Genomic DNA, 18879 nt, shown 5'->3' on the forward strand with positions numbered 1-18879 from the left:
ACGGTGCGGAACCGCCGCGGGCGGGCCCGGTCAGACCGGGTGCGGCCCGAACCGGAACGCCGGCATCGGCCCGGTCGACCGCGCGGTGAAACCGTCCAGGGTGCGGGCCACCTCCCGGTGGGCGTCCCCTGCGGCCAGGACGTCCGGCCCGAACGGCGCGAGCGCACCGACGACGTACGCCGCGTCCCGGCCCGGGACCGTGTCCGGAACCCGCGGGGACCGTTCCGCTGCACCCCCCAGGTGCCGGATCCCGGTCACCACCATCGGCCCGGTCCGGGTGGCGACGTGCTCCAGGCCCGCCGCGGCGAGCCCGTCGACCAGCAGTCCGTCGCCCAGGTAGGCGTGCGGGGTCTCGGGCTCGGCGTACACCCGGGCGGAGTCGACCGGCTCCAGCGGGGCGACCGTGTCCTCGTCCCACGCGAGGGCCGCCCGCAGCGGCGCCAGCACCCGGTCGGTCGCGGCGGGGTCCGTCGTGGCGGCCACCGCGACCCGCAGCACCCGGCGGCCGCGCAGGTGCGGCGGCAGGAACGGCAGGTCCGGGTAGGGCACGACCGCGACGCCGGAGCTCACGGAGTCCGGCAGGCCCTCGGTCCAGCGCACCCAGGCGCGCAGGGCGGCCGGGTCTCCCGGCTCGTCGGCCGGTCCCAGCACCTTCTGCAGGCCGCCGCCGGTGAGCGGGCCCGCGGGCAGCAGACCGAGGGTGACGGCGGTGACGACCTCACCCGGTACCGGCCCGGTGCCGCGCAGCCGGGCGAAGTCGGCACCGTCGGTCAGCTCGCGGAGCCCGCCGGCGTCGACGACCTGGACCGACCGCACGTGGTCGGCGGCCCAGCCGTCGGACCGGACGGTGAGGCCCAGCCCGCCACCGAACAGGTAGCCGACGACCCCGACCGAGGGTGCGCTCCCGTTCGGCGGCCGCAGCCCGTGCGGCGCGGCGACGGCCAGCACGTCGGCCCAGGTCGCGCCGGCGTCGATCCGGGCGGTCGCGGTCGCCGGGTCGACGCGGACCCGGCTCATCGCCGAGGTGTCGAGCAGCACGCCGCCCGGGGCGGGGGAGCGGAGCCCGTGCCCCGTGGCGTGCACCGTCACCGGTGCCCGGTGCCGGTCGGCGACGGCCAGGACCGCGGCGACGTCGGCCGGGCCGGTGGCGGCGACGGTCACCTCCGGCCGGTGCTCGATACCGGTCTGGAAGCTCGCACCCGGTGCCGCGCCGGTGGTCACCCGGCCGTCCACGGCGGCGGTGAGCGCGGTGTGCAGCGGCTGTGTCGTGGTGGTCATACGTCGAGCATCGAGCTCACGGAGACAGAAGTCGAAGAGCTGGATCGTCTGATGGGTAGCATTCAGCGTTATGGAACTGCGGCACCTGCGCTACCTGGTCGCCACCGTCGACGCGGGCACCGTCACCGCCGCCGCGGAACAGCTGCACGTCGCCCAGCCCGGGGTCAGCGCCCAGCTGCGGCAGCTGGAGCGCGAGCTGGGGGAGACGCTGCTGGAGCGCGGGCCCCGGGCCGTCGTGCCGACCGAGGCGGGCCGGGCCGTGCTCCCGCACGCGCGGGCCGCGCTGGCCGCGGTGGAGGCCGCCCGCGACGCCGTCGCCGGGTTGCGCGGCCTCCTGCGCGGCCGGGTGTCGGTGGGCATGGCGAGCTCGCTGCCGGACACCGTCCTGGCCGATCCGGTCGGGGACTTCGCCGCCGCCCACCCGGCGGTGGAGGTGACCCTGCGCGAGGGGACGACCGACGAGCTGGTCGACGAGCTGCGGGCCGGCCGGGTGGATCTCGCCGTGATCGGATTGCCCGGAGCGCTCCCGGACGGGCTCACCGGGCACCGGCTGATCGAGGCCGAGCTGGTCGCGGCCGTCGCCGCCGACGACGAGCTGGCCGGGCGCTCCGAGCTGACGCTGCCGGAGCTGGTACGACGGCCGGTGATCTGCCTGCCCCGCGGGCACGGCCTGCGTACCGCGCTGGACACGGCCGTCGCGGCGCAGGGGCTCACGGCCCGGGTGAGGTTCGAGTCCGGCTCCATGAGCCTGCTCCTGCGCCTCGCCGCCCGCGGTGCGGGGATCGCGGTCGTCCCGGCCCCGGCGCTGCAGGCGGCCGCGGTGCGCGCCCTCGACCGGCCGCCGGTGGCACTGCCGTTGCGACCGGCGGTACGGACCCGGCTGCACCTGGTGTGGCGCGCCGGCGGGCCGGGCGGACCGGCCGCGCGGGCGTTGCTGGAGCAGCTCCTGGAGCGGTGACGGGGACCGGCTCAGTGCCGGGGAACCGACACCAGCACCCGCACCGCCTCCGCGACGGCCGCCCGCCGGGCCACCCGGACCGCGGCGGCGATCGGCCGCAGCGCGTCGGACCGGGCGATCGCCGCGGTGGCGGACAGCGCACCACCGGGCTCGTCACCGGCGGCCGCGGACAGGATCGCGTCGACCTCGTCGGCCTGTTGCAGCACCCGCAGGGCCTGCGGCGGCATGCCGGCCGGCCAGAGTGCCTGCGGCCGGCCGCGCAGCGCGGCCGCGATCTCCTCCCGCACACCCGGACGGTGCCGGGCCACCCCGAGATCGGTCAGCGCCGCCGCGGCGTTGCGGACCTGGGCCCGCAGCTCGCGCTCGGCGTCGTTGAGCGGGACGTACTCCGGCACCGGGCCCGGATCGGGCACGGCGTGCACGCTCCACCGCACGACACCGTCCGCGATCGGCGCCGGGACCACGCCGAACCCGGCGTCGGGGAACAGGACGCCCTCACCGGCGACCATCGCCTCCTCGGAGAACGGTCCCGGGCCGGGCAGGCCGCGGACGTCGCCGGCGGCCGGCAGCACCACCCGGGCCTGTCCCCGGGGCGCACCCCGGCGGACGGCGGCGAGCAGCATCGCCGTCGACGTCGGGGCGGCACCCGGTCCCGGCAGCTCGGTGGCCACGGCGCTGGCGTCGTCGGCCGCCAGCACGTCGTGGGCCTCCGACCACGGCGCGAGCGCGTCGAGGACGTCGTCGGGCGCGGCGGTCCCGGCCAGCCAGGCCGAGGACCACACGGCGAGGGTCGCGGACGCACTGGACACGGCGGCCAGGGTAAGCGGCCGATCTTGCCGCGCGCACCCGGCACGTGGGTGACGCCGCGTACCGGTGGTTCAGCGGACGGTGACGGTCACCGGGCGGGCGTGTCGTGCCCCGGGGCCGGGGTGCGCCGGCCGGATACTCGACCACCATGAGCCGGACCCACGACTACCGCGGCGCCTTCGACTCCGCAGGCACCCGGGCCGCCCGCCCCAGCCGCATCGCCGAGGTACCGGCCGAACCCGGCCTCGTGGTGGAGGACCCGGCGAGCGGGTTCTGCGGTGCCGTCGTCGGGATCACCGGGGCCGAGGTCACCCTGGAGGACCGGTTCGGCGCACGCCGGGTGTTCCCGCTGCGCCCCGCCGGGTTCCTGTTCGAGGGTGCACCGGCCACGCTCGTCCGGCCACCGCCCGCCGCGGCCGGGCGCGGGCTGTCGGCATCCGGGTCGGTGCACGTCGCGAACGTCACGGCGCGCACCGCGCGGGCCGCCCGGATCTGGGTCGAGGGCCTGCACGACGCCGAGCTGATCGAACGGGTGTGGGGTCACGACCTGCGGGTGGAGGGTGTCGTCGTCGAGCCGTTGCACGGCGTCGACGACCTCGCCGCGGCCGTCCGCGAGTTCGGTCCCGGGCCGCAGCGCCGGCTGGGGATCCTGGTCGACCACCTCGTCGACGGTACGAAGGAGACCCGCCAGGCCCGCGAGGCGTACCGGGCCACCCGCGAGGCGCAGCACCACGTGCTCGTCACCGGCCATCCCTACGTCGACGTGTGGCAGGCGGTGAAGCCGTCCGTCGTCGGGATCCGGGAGTGGCCGGTCGTCCCGCGCGGGACGGACTGGAAGACCGGGATCTGCGACCGGCTGGGCTGGGGCGAACCGGCCGACGGAGCCCGCCGGGTGCTCGGTGCGGTGCGCAGCTACCGGGACCTGGAGACCCCGATGATCGGCGCCGTCGAGCGCTTGATCGATTTCGTGACGGTACCGCCGGAGGGATGATCCCGTAACGATCAGGCCACCCGGTGGGGCGTTCCCGGCGAATCGGCTCCGCCGAATGTCCGATTCTGGCACCCTGTCGGTATGACACCGGCACTGATCTGGCTGCTCGTGGGAGCCGTGCTGATCGGGGTCGAGTTCGTGTCCGGCGAGCTCTTTCTCGTGATGCTCGGTGGAGGCGCACTCGCCGCGGCCGGCGGCGCCGCGCTCGGACTGGGCGCGCTCCCGAGCGCCGGGTTGTTCGCGATCGTGTCCGTGCTGTTGCTGCTGGCCGTGCGGCCGGCCGCGAAACGGAAGCTGCAGGAGAGGATGGGGTCGCTCGAGCGGCACCAGGACCGGTTCGTCGGCGCGTCCGCCGAGGTCGTCCGCCAGGTCGACGGCGAGGGCGGGCAGGTCCGGATCGGCCGGGAGCTGTGGACGGCCCGGTCCATGGACGGGACCGAGGTCATCGCCGAGGGCTCCACCGTCACCGTCCTGCAGGTCACCGGCGCGGCCGTGCTCGTCACCGGCCGGGGGGAACTGCCGCCCGCCTGAGCGCGGAGCGGCGATCAGCCCCGGGTACGCCGGGGCGGACGTGAGCGCCGGGGGTTTCCGGCGCACATCGAGGGGAGACCGGATGGACGCCGGTGTGATCATCGCGATCGTCCTGCTCGTGCTGGTGGTGACGATCGTCGTGAAGTCGATCGTCATCGTCCCGCAGGAGTGGGCGTACATCATCGAGCGGCTCGGCCGCTACCACAGCACCCGCGAGGGTGGCCCGGCCATCCTGGTGCCGTTCGTGGACCGCACCCGCGAGCGGGTCGACCTGCGTGAGCAGGTCGTGTCGTTCCCGCCGCAGCCGGTCATCACGCAGGACAACCTGACCGTCAACATCGACACGGTCGTCTACTTCAAGGTCAACGACGCCAAGTCCGCGGTCTACGAGATCGCGAACTACATCGCCGGTGTCGAGCAGATCACCACCACGACGCTGCGCAACGTGGTCGGCGGCATGACCCTGGAGCAGACGCTGACCTCGCGGGACCGGATCAACACGGTGCTGCGCGGCGAGCTGGACGAGGCCACCGAGCGCTGGGGCATCCGCGTCGGCCGGGTGGAGATCAAGGCGATCGACCCGCCGCCCTCGATCCAGGAGTCGATGGAGCGGCAGATGAAGGCCGACCGCGAGAAGCGGGCGATGATCCTCAACGCGGAGGGCCAGCGCGAGTCGGCCATCCGCAGCGCCGAGGGCCAGAAGCAGTCGCAGATCCTCACGGCGGAGGGTGCCAAGCAGGCGTCCATCCTCTCCGCGGAGGCCGAGCGGCAGGCCGAGATCCTGCGGGCGCAGGGTCGCCGGGCCGCGCAGTACCTGGAGGCCCAGGGTGAGGCGAAGGCGATCGAGAAGAAGTTCGCCGCGATCAAGGCCGGCAAGCCCACCCCGGAGCTGCTCGCCTACGAGTACCTGCAGACGCTGCCGCTGATGGCCGAGGGCGAGGCCAGCAAGATGTGGGTGGTCCCCTCCGACTTCGGGAAGGCGCTGGAGGGCTTCACCCGGATGCTCGGTGCGCCGGGCGAGGACGGGGTCTTCCGCTACACCCCGAGCCCGGACGACGGCGCCGTCTCCAAGCCCGCCGAGGACGACGAGTCCATCAAGGAGTGGTTCGACACCTCCACCGACCCGGAGATCGCCCGCCAGGTCGCCGAGGCCACCGCGGCCGCGCAGAAGGAGGTGCCGCCGGTGGGCGAGCAGCGTCCGGCGGCCGGCAACGGCGGGGCCGCGGCCTCCCAGATCGAGGCGCCGCGTGCGGCACCCGGCCTGGTCACGCCGGAGGCGCACCCGAACGGCGCCGAGGAGCCCCGGGGCTGACCCACCCGGACCGACGACGACGGCCCTCCGTCCCTCCCGTGGGAGGGCGGAGGGCCGTCGTGCGTGGTCCGGGGGAGTGGCGGCTCAGCGGGCCGCCGTCTCCTCCTGCTCGGCGATCAGCTTCGCGTCCTTGCGTGCCGCGATCCGGGAGACCCGGAACAGGGCCTTGCGGCGGGCCCGGCCCAGCGGCAGCGCGAGCCGGCCGATGCGCAGGTCCACCGGCCGGACGTCGAACGCCCCCGACTGCCCGACCTCGGTGAACAGCATCTGCTGCTCCTCGGAGATCTGCTGCTCGAACTCCGAGGACACCGAGCCCCGCGCGATCCGGAACGCGGCGAGGGTCTCCGGGACACCCAGGAAGTCGCCGTACTGCAGCAGGCGCATCCACAGGTCGAGATCCATGATGAAGCGGCGCTCGGAGCGCCAGCCGCCCGCGGTGACGAACTGCTCCTTGCGGAACAGCACGTTGCCCGGCTCGCCGATCGGGTTGGCGCCGTTGCGGATCACCCGCCGGGCCACCTCGCTGCCCGAGTGCAGCCCGACCAGGCCCCCGCCGAGCCCGCGCCGGGGCACCAGCACCCGGCTCTGTTCGTCGATCATGTGCCGCCGGGAGGCGACCAGCGCCAGCGCCGGGTCGTCGCGCATCGGCGGCACCTGCAGCTCCAGGCAGCGCGGGTGCAGCAGGTCGTCGGCACACACCAGCTTGATCAGCGGCGCGCGGCACAGCTGCACCGCGCGGTTCCAGTTCTCGCCCTGCGGCAGCGTCTCCCGGTTGCGCTCGACCCGGATCCGCGGGTCGCGGAACGACGTCGCGATCTCCCAGGTGCGGTCGGAGCTGTTGTTGTCCAGGACGACGAGCTCGAAGTCCCGCCAGGTCTGCTCCAGGACGCTGCGCATGGTCTCGGCCAGGTAGGCCGCTCCGTCGTAGACCGGGATGCATACGGACACGCTGGGCAGGAAGCCGCCGGGCCTCATCGGGTACCTCGCGGGATCGGGAACGGGTGACGGGTAGGGCGGCGAGCAACGCTACCCCCACCCCGTCCGCGCCAGGACGGCGGCGGCGACCAGCTCCGCCCACCGGTGCGGGGACCTCCGTCGTGCGACGACCGGCGGACCCTCCGTTCGTCGTGATCGACCAGCCGTTCGTCGGAGTGTGCCGGTCCGATCCGCTACGGAGTGGCGTCGGAGCGGTCCCGCGGCCCACCGAACGGCGCACCGTCCGTACTATCGGCGGGCGTGTCCGTGGGGTCGACGAGCCGACGGACGGCCGCCGTCGGCACGGCGTTGCGCCGTCCGGGGGACACCCGCTGCGGTACGGGTCACGTAACGCGAGCGGTGGCCGCAGAGATATGCCGTATGCCCCCCGCTGTGGGGGAGACACATCCGGTGGGTCCGGCACCGTCGGACACCACGAACTGCACGCCGAACTGCGCGCGCCCAGACCGATCGATTCGGGGGAGAGACCGGTGAACCAGCGCCCTGACCATGGAACCAGTCGTCCACAACGACCGCGGGTCTCGGTGATCGTGCCCACCCGCAACGAGGCACGCAACCTCGAGGTCGTCCTGCCTGCCATCGCGGCGGTGCGGCCGGCCGTCCACGAGGTCATCGTCGTCGACGGCAACTCCAAGGACGGCACGGTCGAGACCGCCCTGCGGGTACTGCCCGAGGTCCGGATCGTCCGGCAGACCCGCAAGGGCAAGGGCAACGCCATGGCCTGCGGTTTCGCCGCGGCCACCGGCGACGCACTGGTCATGTTCGACGCCGACGGCTCGGCCGACCCGCAGGAGATCCCGCGGTTCGTGCAGGCACTCGTCGACGGCGCCGACTTCGCCAAGGGCAGCCGGTTCACCCGGGGCGGCGGCAGCGAGGACATCACTCTGCTGCGCAAGAGCGGCAACGCCGGGCTGAACCTGGTCGCGAACACGCTGTTCGGCACCCGCTACACCGACCTGTGCTACGGCTACAACGCGTTCTGGGCCGACATCCTGCCGCAGCTCGACCTGCCGCCGGTGGACCTGCCCCCGCACCCGGACGACGGGATGTACTGGGGCGACGGCTTCGAGATCGAGACCGTGCTGAACTGCCGGGTCGCCGCAGCCGGGTTCGCCATCACCGAGGTGCCCTCGGTGGAGAAGGAGCGCATGTTCGGCGAGACGAACCTGCGGACCTTCGCCGACGGGACCCGGGTGCTGCGCACCCTGGCCGCGGAGCGCCGGCGCGCCGGTCGTGAGGGTGCCGAGGCCGCGGCTGCGGCCGCGCCGTCCGCGGTGACCCCGCCGGCGGACCACCCGATCGCACCCCGTCCGGGCCGCCCGGTCGTGGCGCCGCCCGTCGCTGCGGGGGCCCCGTCCCCCGCAACGCAGGAGTGGCAGCGTCCCGCCGCGCGTCCCGCGCCGGTCGACTCGCCGACGCTGCCGGGCTACCGGCAGCAGCCCGCGCCGCACGCCGTCGCGGGTGACCGCCGTGGTCAGGACGGCGCCGCGACCGCAGGTGCCGCCCGTGCCGGTGCCGCACCGGCCGCCGGTGACCGTGAGGGGTCCGCCCGCACCGAGCAGGCCCGCGTGCGGTACGCATGGGGGGAAGAGGCGTCCTGACGTCCCGGGCCGTTCCGGCCCACAGACCGACGACCCGTGACGAGCGGGTCAGCTTGCCACCGGCGCCTGCCCCGATCATCGGGCAGGCGCCGTTGATCGGAAGAAGGGGAGTGGCGCAGTGAGCGTGCCGTCCGCAGCGGAGCTGACCCGGGCGAGGACCGCACGCCGCTACGTGGCGATCGTGCTCGTGGTGGCCGGCGTGGCCGCCTGTGCCCTCAACCTGGCGAACATCAGCGGTGGTGCCCTCGGTGAGGTCCGCCTGCTGGTGACGATCGGCTTCCTGCTGCTCGGCCCCGGCTGGGCGGCGGCGGGCTTCCTCCGCCGGGCCCCCGCGGCACACGTGTGGCTGCTGACCGTCGGTGTCGGCACCGCCGTCACCCTCATCGGCGGCCAGCTGATGGTGAGCCTCGGCCTGTGGTACCCGAGCGTCGCCCTGTTCATCGTCACCCTGCTCAGCGTCCCGTTCCTGCTCCGGCACGCGGTGGTCGCGCAGTGAGGCCGGTCGGGCCGGCGAACACCCGCCGCGGTGCGGGTGTCCCCGGTCCCGGCCAGGCCTCCGCGCAGCCCCCCCGTCCGGCCGGGCCCCCGCCCGGACGTCCCGCACCCGGCCCGCCGCCCGTCGGCCCCGCCGGTCCACCACCTGCCGGTCCACCACCCGCCGGTCGGCCGCCCGCCGGTCCGTCACCGGCCGGTCCGCCGTCCGCCGGTCCGCCGGAACCCGGCCGGCACGCCTCGGACTCGGGGACCCGGGCGATGCCCGCCCGGCCGGCCGGCAACGTCGGCCCGCACGACCCCTACGCCGACCCGGCGACCCGCCGTATGCCGGCGCGCGAGGCATCCCCGGCCCCGGACGCCGGCCCGGACGCACCGACGGTGCGCCTGGAGGCCGCCCGGGAGCGGGTCCGGTCCCGGGAGAACGCCGAGCAGCGCACCGAGTACCTCCCGACCGTCGGCCTGCGGGGCCCCGGGGAGAACCCACCCCCGCCACCGGCCGACGAGCCGCCCGCCGCGGACGCCACCGGCGGCGACGACCCGGACGGCACGCGGTCGCGCAACAGCGGGATCGGCGACGGCATCGCGCTCACGCTGTGCTCCGGCTTCGGTTCCATCGCCGGGCTCCTCGGGGTGCTCATCGCCGCCCGGATCATGCCGCAGGAGGAGGTCGGCCGGGCCTCGGAGTTCGTCTCCGCGTTCCAGCTGATCGGCGGGATGGCCCAGCTGAACCTGGGGCTCGGGCTCCTGCGCTGGCTCCCCGGGGCCGGCCGCAAGTCGGTCCGCATGGTCTTCGGCTCGATGCTGCTGATCATGCCGCTGTCCGGTCTGATCGGGCTGGTCTACGGCGTGATCGTGCCGCAGATCGCCGAGACCGCCGGCGGCGGTGACTTCGGGCTCGGCCTGCTGGTGCTCGTGCTGACGTGCGCGGGCTGGGTCGTGTTCGTCGTCCACGACTTCGTCATGGTGGCGATCGGCAAGCCGTGGATCGCGGTCTGGCGCAACGGCACGTTCGCGATCTTCCGGATCGTCCTGCTGCTGGCGCTCGGATCGTCGCTGTACTCGCAGGCGATGGTGCTGTCCTGGGCGATCCCGGTGGTGCTGTGGATCTCCGCGGGCACCGCCGTGCTCTGGTACCTGACGCGCCGCTACGCCGCCTCCGGCGGGCCCGGCATCGTGCCGAGCCGCGCGGAGGCCATCGCCTTCCTCGCCCCGACCGCACTGGCCCAGTGCGGCAACGCGCTGCTCTACAACCAGGTGCCGCTGTTCGCCAACCTGCGGATGGGCAACGAGATCGGCGCCGTCTTCTTCATCTGCTGGCAGGCCGTGACGGTGATCGACCTCGCGGCCACGTTCTTCACGAACTCGCTGGCGGTGCAGACCGCGCGCGAGCCGCACCGGGCCGAGGAGTTCGCCCGGACGGCGCGGCGGCGGATGCTGCTGCTGTTCCTGCCGACGCTCGGGGTCGGTGCCGCGCTGGGCTACCCGGTCCTCTCGCTGCTCGGCGAGGGGTACTCGGCCGGAGCACCGGCGCTCGCCGTGCTGATGGTCGGCCTGCTCTTCCGTCTGCTGGTCGTCTTCGAGCTGGCCAGGAGGCAGGCCGACGGCGACGGCATGGGCTACGCCAAGATCCAGTTGATGAACACGGCGCTGGTGCTCGCGTTCGCCGGCCTGGTCCCGCTGCCGGAGCCCGGTACGGCATCCGTCAGCATGACCATGCTGCCGGTCGTCCTGGGCTACGTCGGCGCACAGTTCGTGTGCGCCCTGGCCCTCAGATTCGTGCCGGCGTGGAGTCGCCGGAAACCCTCGGAGGTGAAGTCGTGACGTCGGAGACCCGCCGGTCGGGCGGCCCCGACCCGTCCGCCCGGTCGCGCACCGACGCGGGCCGGGGCGGGCGGACCCAGCCGCCCGAGGCGAGCCCGAGCGAGCAGACGCAGTACGTGCGTCCGCCCGGCCCGGACTCGCCCACCATGGCGGTGCGCGGGCCCGTTCCGCGACCGGCCGGTCAGGGACCGCCGCCACCGCCACCCCCACCGCCCGCGCCGACCGGCCCGCTCTCCCCGCTGTGGGTGTGGGGCGCACCGGCGCTCGCCGTGGGCGCGGTCGTGCTGCTGCCGCTCGCCGCGGCGACGACCGACCTCACCCAGCTCGGCGGCTGGGGCCTGGCCCCGGCGCTGAGCCCGCTCGCCTGGGTGGCGGTGCTGCTGGCGATCGCCTGCTGCGTCACCGAACTCTGGTCCCCGCGTCCGCGGATCCCGATGCTGGGCGCCGCCACCACGGTGCTGGTGCTCTGCTCGACCGGCCTGCCCTCGGTCGTCCAGCCGCAGGCGCGGTTCACCACGGCGTGGCTCATCTCCGGGTTCGTCGACGCGGTGTCGTCGAACAACGGCGTGCCGCCGACCGGTGTCGACGCCCGGTTCTACTGGCCCGCGTTCTTCGCGCAGTGGGCCTGGTTCCGCGACGCCGCCGGTGCCGACCAGCTCGACGTCATCCTGCGCTGGTACCCGCCCGCGGTGACCGCGGTGTGGGCGATCGGCGTCTACGCGCTCGCCCGCTCGATGCTGGGGGGCACCCGCGCGCCCTGGGTGGCGGCGTGGCTGTTCATCGGCCTGAACTGGATCGAGCAGGACTACTTCTCCCCGCAGGCGACCGCGATCGTGCTGCAGCTGACGGTCCTGACCTTCGCGCTCGGCCCGCTGGCGACCCGCCGGGTCGACAACGCCGGTGTGCCGGGATGGCCCCGGTCGCACCGCGGTGCACCGCCGTTGCCGCGCTGGCGGCGCTGGCTGGTCAGCGCGATGACGCCACCGAACCAGCCGACGCTGCCACCCCGGCAGCTGCTGCTGATCTACTTCTGTGCCGCCCTGTGCGTGATGGCCATCGCGCCGGAGCACCAGCTGACCCCGTTCGCGATCATCGGCCAGCTCGCCGTGCTCGCCATCGTGGGCCGGTTCCGCGGCCGCGGGCTGATCTTCATCGCGGTCCTCACCGTCGCGGTGTTCATCCTGATCTCGGCCCGCGACTTCTGGATGACCCAGATCAGCATGATCATCGGCAGTTCCGACGACGGCAGCGCGCTCCAGGCCGGGGTCGCCGACCGGTTGCAGGGCGACACCGGCCAGATCGTCGGCAAGGCCCTGCGCATCGTCATGACCGGCCTGATCTACGTGATCGGCTTCGCCGGGGCGTGGGTCTACTGGAAGCGCCGGCGTGACCTCGTGCCGATCCTGCTGGCCGTGATCCCGATGGGTATGGCCGTCGTGCAGAGCTACGGCGGCGAGCTGCTGCTGCGCGTGCTGCTCTACGGCCTGCCGATCCTCACGATCCTCGCGGTCGACGCCCTGCGGGCGTTCGTCCGGGTCAACCGCAAGCGGGAACGGATACTGGCCGCGGCGATGATCGTCGTGTTCGGCCTGCTCATCTTCATCCGCGGCGGCAACGAGGCCTACACCGACGTCACCACCGAGGACGTCCAGATGACCCGGAAGGCCTACGACGAGGCCCCGCCGGGTGCGACGGTGCAGCCGCTGTCGACGATCGGGCCGTACGCGCTGGAGGGGGTCGGCGAGAACAACAACATGGCCTCCGGCGGCGACGGGTGCGCCATCCTCGCCGCGGACGAGTTCCGGTGCATCGACGTCGTCCAACCGCAGACGATCCTGTTCTACGGCTCGATGGAGCGTCAGGGCGTGGTGCTCAACGACCGGGAGCCGGGCTGGACGCTGGCGATCCGCCAGCAGCTCCTGGCCTCGGGCCAGTACCGGGCCACCTACGAGAACGGCTTCAACGCCATCCTCGTGCGGGTCGCGGCACCGGGCGTCCCCGGCGCTCCGCTGCCCCCGGGCGCCCCGCCTCCCCCCGGCGCACCGGCGCCGCCGCCCGGAGCTGCGGTCCCGCCGCCCGCTCCGGCAGCGGGTGAGGAGGTGCCGGCACCGTGACCGGATTCGCGTTGACCTGGCTGGTGTTCGCACTGGTCCTGGCGCTCTTCGGCGCCAGGGCCTGGGTGGTCGAGACGAACCGCGGGCGGCTCAGCACGGGAGGGTCCGCCCAGCGCGGCCTGACCGTGGCCGTCGTCGGGGCGATCGCGGCGCTGCTCGTCCTGCTCGTCCTCAACGGCGGCGCCACGCTGGCGGAGCTGGTGATCAACCGGCAGACCGACATCACCGCGCCCGCCGAGCCGCTGCCGGGCACCGACCCGGCCGTGCCGGTCCCGCCGGCGGGCGACCAGGTGCCCGCACCGGCCGGTGATCCGGCCGCACCACCGCCCGCGGCGCCCGCGCCACCGGCGAACTGAGCGGAGACGGCCGACGGCCCCGGCACCCCTTCGGAGGAGGGGGTACCGGGGCCGTCGTGTGCGTCCCGGGGGAGCGACCGGTCAGCCGGAGAAGCCGATCGCCACGTACTTCGTCTCCAGGAACTCCTCGATCCCGACGTTGCCGCCCTCGCGGCCGAGCCCGGACTCCTTGACCCCGCCGAACGGCGCGGCCGGGTTCGACACCAGACCGGTGTTCAGCCCGATCATGCCGCTGTCCAGGTTCTCCGAGATCCGCAGTGCCCGGTCGATGTCGCGGGTGTAGACGTAGTTGACCAGGCCGAACTCGGTGGCGTTGGCCGCGTCGAGCGCCTCGGACTCGGAGTCGACGACGGTGATCGGCGCGACCGGGCCGAAGATCTCCTCGTGGTTGAGCCGGGAGTCGGCGGGCACGTCGGTGAGCACCGTCGGCGGGTAGAAGTAGCCGGGGCCGTCCTGCGCCGTCCCGCCGAGTGCGACACCGGCACCGTTGGCGACGGCGTCGGCGACCAGGTCGGTCACCTTGTCCCGGCCCTTGGCGTCGATCAGCGGGCCGACGTTCACCCCGTCCTCGGTGCCGCGGCCGACCTTGAGCGCGCCCATGCGCTCGGCCAGCTTGCGGGTGAACTCCTCGGCGACGCCGCGCTGCACGTAGAAGCGGTTCGCCGCGGTGCAGGCCTCGCCCATGTTGCGCATCTTCGCGATCATCGCGCCCTCGACGGCGGCGTCGACGTCGGCGTCGTCCAGCACGATGAACGAGGCGTTCCCGCCCAGCTCCAGGGAGCTGCGCAGCACCTTGTCCGCGGCCTGCTCCAGCAGCTTCTTGCCGACCGGGGTGGAGCCGGTGAAGGAGATCTTGCGGGCCCGGCCGTCGCGGATGATCGGCTCCATGACCGCGCCCGCGTCGGTCGCGTTGATCACGTTCAGACCGCCGTCGGGCAGGCCGGCGTCCGCGAGCACCTGCGCGAACGCGAGCATCGTCAGCGGGGTCTGCGGGGCGGGCTTGATGATCGAGGCGCATCCGGCGGCGATCGCCGGGGCGATCTTGCGGGTTCCCATGGCGAGCGGGAAGTTCCACGGCGTCACGAACACGCACACGCCGACCGGCTGGCGGATCGTCAGGAACCGGGTCTGGCCGTTCGGCGCGACCTGGTAGCCACCGTTGATCCGGACGGCCTCCTCGGCGAACCAGCGCAGGAACTCGCTGGCGTAGACGACCTCGCCGCGTGCCTCGGCGACCGGCTTGCCCATCTCCAGCGTCATGAGCAGGGCGAGGTCGTCGGCCCGCTCGTGGAGCAGCTCGTAGGCCCGGTAGAGGATCTCGCTGCGCTTGCGGGGCGCCAGCGCGGCGATCGTCGGCTGGGCGGCGTGCGCGGCGGCCAGCGCGTCCATGCCGTCGGCCGGGGAGGCGTCGGCGACCTCGGTCAGCACCTCACCCGTCGCGGGATCCTCGACCTTCGCGGTGGCCCCGTTCTCGGCCGAGCGCCACGTCCCGCCGATGAACAGGCCGGTCGGTACGGCATCGGTGACCCTGCGTTCGTCAGCATTCGTGGTCATGGTCGCAACCTACCCCGGGGCGGCGGCGCGCAGACATGGGCGAGACGGCCCCGGAACGGTCATGATGGCGGCGTGGCAGGAACCCCTTCAGCACCGGCGACGGCGACCAGGTCGGCCGGGCCGGCCAGGACCACCCGGCTGCCCGCGCTCGTCCCCGAGCCGGTGGAGCTCCCCGCGCACCTCGCGGAGCTGCGGGCCGAGGTCCGGGCCTTCCTCGACGCCGAGCGCGCGGCCGGTGCCTGGACCCCGCGTGCCGACGTCTGGCTCTCCGGCTGGGACGCCGGGTTCTCCCGCCGGCTCGGGGAGCGCGGCTGGCTCGGCATGACGATCCCCACCCGCTACGGCGGGCACGGCCGCAGCGCGCTGGAGCGTTACGTCGTGACCGAGGAGCTGCTCGCCGCGGGCGCGCCGGTCGCGGCCCACTGGATCGCCGACCGGCAGATCGGGCCGTCGCTGCTGCGCCACGGCACCGAGGAGCAGCGCCAGGCGTTCCTGCCGGGCATCGCCCGGGGCGAGGTGTTCTTCGGCATCGGCATGTCCGAGCCGGACTCCGGATCCGACCTGGCGTCCGTGCGGACCAGGGCCGAGCGGGTCGACGGCGGCTGGGAACTGTCCGGGACGAAGGTGTGGACCTCGGGCGCGCATCTGGCGCACGCGTTCTTCGCGCTCGTCCGGACCGCGCCGGTCGACGAGGGGAACCGGCACGCCGGGCTGTCCCAGCTGCTCGTCGAGCTCGACCGGCCCGGGGTCGAGATCCGGCCGATCCCGCTGCTCACCGGGGCGCACCACTTCAACGAGGTCCGGTTCGACCGGGTGTTCATCCCCGACGAGCGGGTGTTCGGCGAGATCGGCGACGGCTGGGCCCAGGTGACCGGTGAGCTGGCGTTCGAACGCTCCGGCCCGGAGCGGTTCCTGTCGACCTACCCGCTGCTGGCGGCGCTGGTCGGCGAGCTGACGGCGGGCACCGGTACCGACGCCGGGACCCGCCGCCGGATCGGCTCGCTGGTCTCGCGGTTGTGGACGCTGCGGAGCATGTCGCTCGCGGTCGCCGGGGCGCTGGAGTCCGGCGAGGCGCCGGAGCTGGCCGCGGCGCTGGTGAAGGACCTCGGCACCCGCTTCGAGAACGAGATCGTCGACGCGGCCCGGCTGCTGGTGGATGTCCCGCCCGACCCCGGGGCCCCGGACGGGTTCGCCCGGCTGCTCGCCGACGCCGTGCTCCACGCCCCCGGCTTCACGCTGCGCGGTGGCACGAACGAGGTCCTGCGCGGCATCGTCGCGCGGGGGATGGGACTGCGCTGATGGCGCGCAACACCGACCTGGCCGACCTCGCGGAGTCGATCTTCTCCGACTCCTGGGACCCGGGCGCGACCGGGCTCGACACCACGGCCTGGCGGGCGTGTGCCGAGTCCGGACTGACCACGCTCACCGCACCGGACACCGGCGGCACCCTGGACGACGCGGCGGTGCTGCTGGAGACGGCCGGTGCGTGGGCGGCCCGGGTGCCGCTGGCCGAGACCGACCTGCTCGCCGGGTGGCTGGCCCGTTCGGCCGGGCTGCCGGTGCCGGACGGGCCGCTCGCCGCCGTCCGGGGCTCGCTGGGACCGGCGGGGGACACCACCGGCGACACCACCGGCGACACCGTGGCCGGGGTGCTGCCCCGGGTGCCGTGGGGGCGGGCGCTGGCCGGGGTCGTCGTCCTGGACGGCGACCGGGTGCTCGTGCTCGACGCCGCGGCCCTCACCGTCACCGAGGGCACGAACCTGGCCGAGGAGCCGCGCGACACCCTCGACGCCACCGGCGTCGTCCCGCTCGCCACCGGGCCGGCGCCGGACGGTGCCGCCGACGAGCTGGCGTTGCGCGCCGCACTGGGCCGTTCGCTGCTGCTCGCCGGGGCCGCCCGCGGGGCGCTGGCCCGCGCGGTCGGCTACGCCGGCGAGCGCCGGCAGTTCGGACGTCCCATCGCCCGGTTCCAGGCGGTGCAGCACATGCTCGCCGAGGCCGGCACCGAGGTCGCCGCCGCGGCCGCGGCGTCGGCGGCCGCCGCGCACACGGCCCGGACCGCCGGGTTCGCCGCCGCCGGGACCACGCTCGCGGTCGCCGCGGCGAAGGCTCGCTGCGGGGAGGCGGCGACCGCGGTCGCCCGGATCACTCACCAGGTGCACGGGGCCATCGGGTTCACCCGCGAGCACGACCTGCGGCTGCTCACCACCCGGCTCTGGGCCTGGCGGGACGAGGACGGCAACGAGTCGTACTGGAACGACCGGGTCGGCACTGCGGCCCTCGCCGCCGGTCCGGACGGGCTCTGGCCGCTGGTCACCGGCTGAGCCGGATCCTCAGAGCTTGCGGAAGTCCCAGCTGCTGATCTTCTCCGGACGCAGCCGCAGCCACGCGTGCCGCCCGTCGACGACGACGTGCCCGCCGGTGTAGCGGTCGGCGAACCCCTGCTCCACCCGGTCCAGGTCCGGGTGCGGCTCCCCGGTCCGCGGCACCTCGCCGACCACCTCGACCGAGCCGCGCAGTTCCACACCGCGCAGCTCGCCGTAGTCGTGCCCGGCGTCGACGACGACGGCGATCCGCGGGTCGCGCTCCAGGTCGGTCCAGCGCTGGGACCGGGCCAGCGAGGTGAGCCACAACGCCCCATCGTCGCCGCCCTCCCAGAGATACCAGAGCGGGGTGGCGTGCGGGCCGTGCGTGCCGTTGGTGGCGACCCGGCAGGTCCGCTCCTCGTGCAGGAACGCGGTGACCTCCTCCGGGGTCATCGCGATCCTCCGGGCGCGGCGCTGCGGTCTCGGTGCGGTCATGACCCGACGCTAGATCACCGGACGGGACCCGCCGGACACCGCACGGCGGCCCGGGGGAGCATCGGCCCGTGCTGAGCCCCGGTCTGGAGTCGATCCTCGCCCGCCCGCGCCCGACGCCGTTCCTCGCGCTGGACCCCGGGGTGGCGCGCGAGCGCTACCGGGCGCTGCGCGCCGCGTTCGGGGACGCGGCCCGGATCCTGTACGCGGTCAAGGCCTGCCCGGAGCCCGCCGTGCTGCGGGCACTCGCCGGGGAGGGCGCCGGGTTCGACGTCGCGTCGCAGGGGGAGATCGCGCTGTGTCTCGCCGCCGGCGCGGACCCGGCCGACCTGCAGCACGGCAACCCGGTGCGCGGGCCCGGAGCGGCGGGGCTGGCCGCGGCGTCGGGGGTGCGCCGGTTCGTCACCGACAGCGCCGAGGACGTCGACGCGCTGGCCGCGGAGGTGCCCGGCGCCCGGGTCCAGGTGCGGCTCTCGGTCGACGACACCGGCTCCGCGACGCCGTTCCACGGCAAGTTCGGTGCGCTGCCCGGCACGGCGGTCGCCCTGCTGCGGCGGGCAGCGGAGCGCGGCCTGGAGCCGGCCGGGGTCACCTTCCACGCCGGGTCGCAGCAGACCCGGCCGCAGACCTACGCGACGGCCGTCGCGCTGGCGCTCGCGGTGGCCGGGCGGGCCGGGCTGCGCCGTCCCGAACTGGACCTGGGCGGCGGGTGGCCGGTCGGGTACCGGTCGGAGGTGGCGGGGCCGGGGGAGTTCGCCACGGCCGTGCGCGGCGCGGTGGACGCCGCGATCGCCGGCGGGGCGGTGGAGGCGGTGACCCTGCTGCTGGAGCCGGGGCGCGCGGTGGTGGCGCCCGCCGGCGTCCTGCGGGCAACGGTGCTGCGGGTCTCCCGGCGCCCCGGGATCGACCACCGGCGCTGGGTCTACCTCGACGTCGGGCGCTACCAGGGACTCGCCGAGACCGAGGGCGAGGCCATCGGCTACCCGGTCCGGGTGCCCGGCCGGACGGGCGCCGCGGGCCCGTGCGTGCTCGCCGGCCCGACGTGCGACGGCGACGACGTGATCTACCGGCGCACGCCGGTCGCGCTGCCGCTCGACCTGGCCGCCGGCGACGTCGTCGACCTGCTGCACACCGGCGCCTACACCTCCAGCTACGCCTCGGTCGGGTTCAACGGGTTCGGGCCGCTGGAGGTGGTCGTGGCGGACGGGGCATGAGCCACGCCACGAACGTCCCGCGGACCGGGCTGGACGGTTAACGTGTCCGGACG

General features: G+C 74.8%; 17 protein-coding genes. 12 read left to right on the forward strand and 5 right to left on the reverse strand.

Going from position 1 to position 18879, the window contains the following annotated elements; translation table 11 throughout:
• Positions 1–30: 30 nt before the first annotated feature.
• Positions 31–1278, reverse strand: a complete 1248-nt coding sequence (locus AFB00_RS25615) for an FAD-binding oxidoreductase (protein ID WP_068799313.1) — start codon at positions 1276–1278, stop codon at positions 31–33.
• A gap of 70 nt (positions 1279–1348) precedes the next feature.
• Here AFB00_RS25615 and AFB00_RS25620 point away from each other — a divergent pair, with 70 nt between their 5' ends.
• On the forward strand, positions 1349–2236 hold the full coding sequence (locus AFB00_RS25620; protein WP_068799314.1) for a LysR family transcriptional regulator: 888 nt from the start codon (positions 1349–1351) through the stop codon (positions 2234–2236).
• A gap of 11 nt (positions 2237–2247) precedes the next feature.
• Here AFB00_RS25620 and AFB00_RS25625 read toward each other — a convergent pair whose 3' ends face one another.
• On the reverse strand, positions 2248–3045 hold the full coding sequence (locus tag AFB00_RS25625) for a hypothetical protein (RefSeq protein WP_156819722.1): 798 nt from the start codon (positions 3043–3045) through the stop codon (positions 2248–2250).
• A 146-nt stretch (positions 3046–3191) separates the two neighbouring features.
• On the opposite strand from AFB00_RS25625, the gene AFB00_RS25630 reads away from it, so the two are divergent.
• The 3 genes from AFB00_RS25630 (at position 3192) to AFB00_RS25640 (ending at position 5877) form a co-directional block, all read left to right on the forward strand.
• Positions 3192–4034: a DUF3097 domain-containing protein gene (locus AFB00_RS25630; RefSeq protein ID WP_068799315.1), complete on the forward strand. Its 843-nt coding sequence runs from the start codon at positions 3192–3194 to the stop codon at positions 4032–4034.
• A gap of 81 nt (positions 4035–4115) precedes the next feature.
• Entirely contained in the window at positions 4116–4565 is a 450-nt protein-coding gene (locus AFB00_RS25635) for an NfeD family protein (RefSeq protein WP_068799316.1), read from the forward strand.
• Between the two features lie 82 nt (positions 4566–4647).
• Complete coding sequence (locus tag AFB00_RS25640; protein ID WP_068799317.1) at positions 4648–5877, forward strand: SPFH domain-containing protein; 1230 nt, start codon at positions 4648–4650, stop codon at positions 5875–5877.
• 84 nt (positions 5878–5961) lie between these two features.
• Here the strand turns inward: AFB00_RS25640 and AFB00_RS25645 are convergent, their stop codons facing one another.
• Positions 5962–6852, reverse strand: a complete 891-nt coding sequence (locus tag AFB00_RS25645) for a glycosyltransferase family 2 protein (RefSeq protein ID WP_068799318.1) — start codon at positions 6850–6852, stop codon at positions 5962–5964.
• 545 nt (positions 6853–7397) lie between these two features.
• Here AFB00_RS25645 and AFB00_RS25650 point away from each other — a divergent pair.
• From AFB00_RS25650 to AFB00_RS25670, 5 genes are all read left to right on the forward strand, one after another.
• Positions 7398–8474: a glycosyltransferase family 2 protein gene (locus AFB00_RS25650; RefSeq protein ID WP_231974071.1), complete on the forward strand. Its 1077-nt coding sequence runs from the start codon at positions 7398–7400 to the stop codon at positions 8472–8474.
• Positions 8475–8592: 118 nt separating this feature from the next.
• Entirely contained in the window at positions 8593–8970 is a 378-nt protein-coding gene (locus AFB00_RS25655; RefSeq protein WP_068799319.1) for a hypothetical protein, read from the forward strand.
• A 257-nt stretch (positions 8971–9227) separates the two neighbouring features.
• Positions 9228–10790, forward strand: coding sequence for a lipopolysaccharide biosynthesis protein (locus tag AFB00_RS25660; RefSeq protein ID WP_068799320.1), 1563 nt, complete (start codon positions 9228–9230; stop codon positions 10788–10790).
• Positions 10787–12904 (forward strand): hypothetical protein, encoded by a 2118-nt coding sequence (locus AFB00_RS25665; protein WP_068799321.1) that lies wholly within the window; start codon positions 10787–10789, stop codon positions 12902–12904. The genes AFB00_RS25660 and AFB00_RS25665 overlap by 4 nt, the downstream gene beginning before the upstream one ends.
• Positions 12901–13260, forward strand: coding sequence for a hypothetical protein (locus AFB00_RS25670; RefSeq protein ID WP_068799322.1), 360 nt, complete (start codon positions 12901–12903; stop codon positions 13258–13260). The genes AFB00_RS25665 and AFB00_RS25670 overlap by 4 nt, the downstream gene beginning before the upstream one ends.
• A gap of 81 nt (positions 13261–13341) precedes the next feature.
• On the opposite strand, the gene AFB00_RS25675 is transcribed toward AFB00_RS25670, so the two are convergent.
• Entirely contained in the window at positions 13342–14814 is a 1473-nt protein-coding gene (locus tag AFB00_RS25675) for an NAD-dependent succinate-semialdehyde dehydrogenase (protein ID WP_068799323.1), read from the reverse strand.
• 72 nt (positions 14815–14886) lie between these two features.
• Between AFB00_RS25675 and AFB00_RS25680 the strand changes: the two genes are divergently transcribed.
• Both AFB00_RS25680 and AFB00_RS25685 read left to right on the forward strand, forming a co-directional pair.
• The gene (locus AFB00_RS25680; protein WP_231974072.1) at positions 14887–16113 is read left to right on the forward strand and encodes an acyl-CoA dehydrogenase family protein; all 1227 of its coding nucleotides are present in this window, start codon (positions 14887–14889) and stop codon (positions 16111–16113) included.
• Positions 16113–17138, forward strand: a complete 1026-nt coding sequence (locus AFB00_RS25685) for an acyl-CoA dehydrogenase family protein (protein WP_068799324.1) — start codon at positions 16113–16115, stop codon at positions 17136–17138. Before AFB00_RS25680 ends, AFB00_RS25685 begins: the two co-directional genes overlap by 1 nt.
• Before the next feature lie 9 nt (positions 17139–17147).
• Here AFB00_RS25685 and AFB00_RS25690 read toward each other — a convergent pair whose 3' ends face one another.
• Positions 17148–17615, reverse strand: coding sequence for a pyridoxamine 5'-phosphate oxidase family protein (locus AFB00_RS25690; RefSeq protein WP_068799325.1), 468 nt, complete (start codon positions 17613–17615; stop codon positions 17148–17150).
• 68 nt (positions 17616–17683) lie between these two features.
• On the opposite strand from AFB00_RS25690, the gene AFB00_RS25695 reads away from it, so the two are divergent.
• A complete protein-coding gene (locus AFB00_RS25695; protein WP_231974073.1) occupies positions 17684–18826 on the forward strand; it encodes a type III PLP-dependent enzyme in 1143 nt (380 codons plus the stop codon).
• Positions 18827–18879: the final 53 nt, after the last annotated feature.

Source organism: Pseudonocardia sp. HH130630-07 (assembly GCF_001698125.1).
In the GTDB taxonomy this organism is placed as follows: Bacteria; Actinomycetota; Actinomycetes; order Mycobacteriales; family Pseudonocardiaceae; genus Pseudonocardia.

Bases quoted from the DNA above. Each gene is read 5' to 3' on its own strand.
- AFB00_RS25615 (WP_068799313.1), bottom strand. From the start codon at position 1,278: ATGACCACCACGACACAGCCGCTGCACACCGCGCTCACCGCCGCCGTG.
- AFB00_RS25620 (WP_068799314.1), top strand. From the start codon at position 1,349: ATGGAACTGCGGCACCTGCGCTACCTGGTCGCCACCGTCGACGCGGGC.
- AFB00_RS25630 (WP_068799315.1), top strand. From the start codon at position 3,192: ATGAGCCGGACCCACGACTACCGCGGCGCCTTCGACTCCGCAGGCACC.
- AFB00_RS25635 (WP_068799316.1), top strand. From the start codon at position 4,116: ATGACACCGGCACTGATCTGGCTGCTCGTGGGAGCCGTGCTGATCGGG.
- AFB00_RS25640 (WP_068799317.1), top strand. From the start codon at position 4,648: ATGGACGCCGGTGTGATCATCGCGATCGTCCTGCTCGTGCTGGTGGTG.
- AFB00_RS25645 (WP_068799318.1), bottom strand. From the start codon at position 6,852: ATGAGGCCCGGCGGCTTCCTGCCCAGCGTGTCCGTATGCATCCCGGTC.
- AFB00_RS25660 (WP_068799320.1), top strand. From the start codon at position 9,228: ATGCCCGCCCGGCCGGCCGGCAACGTCGGCCCGCACGACCCCTACGCC.
- AFB00_RS25675 (WP_068799323.1), bottom strand. From the start codon at position 14,814: ATGACCACGAATGCTGACGAACGCAGGGTCACCGATGCCGTACCGACC.
- AFB00_RS25685 (WP_068799324.1), top strand. From the start codon at position 16,113: ATGGCGCGCAACACCGACCTGGCCGACCTCGCGGAGTCGATCTTCTCC.
- AFB00_RS25690 (WP_068799325.1), bottom strand. From the start codon at position 17,615: ATGACCGCACCGAGACCGCAGCGCCGCGCCCGGAGGATCGCGATGACC.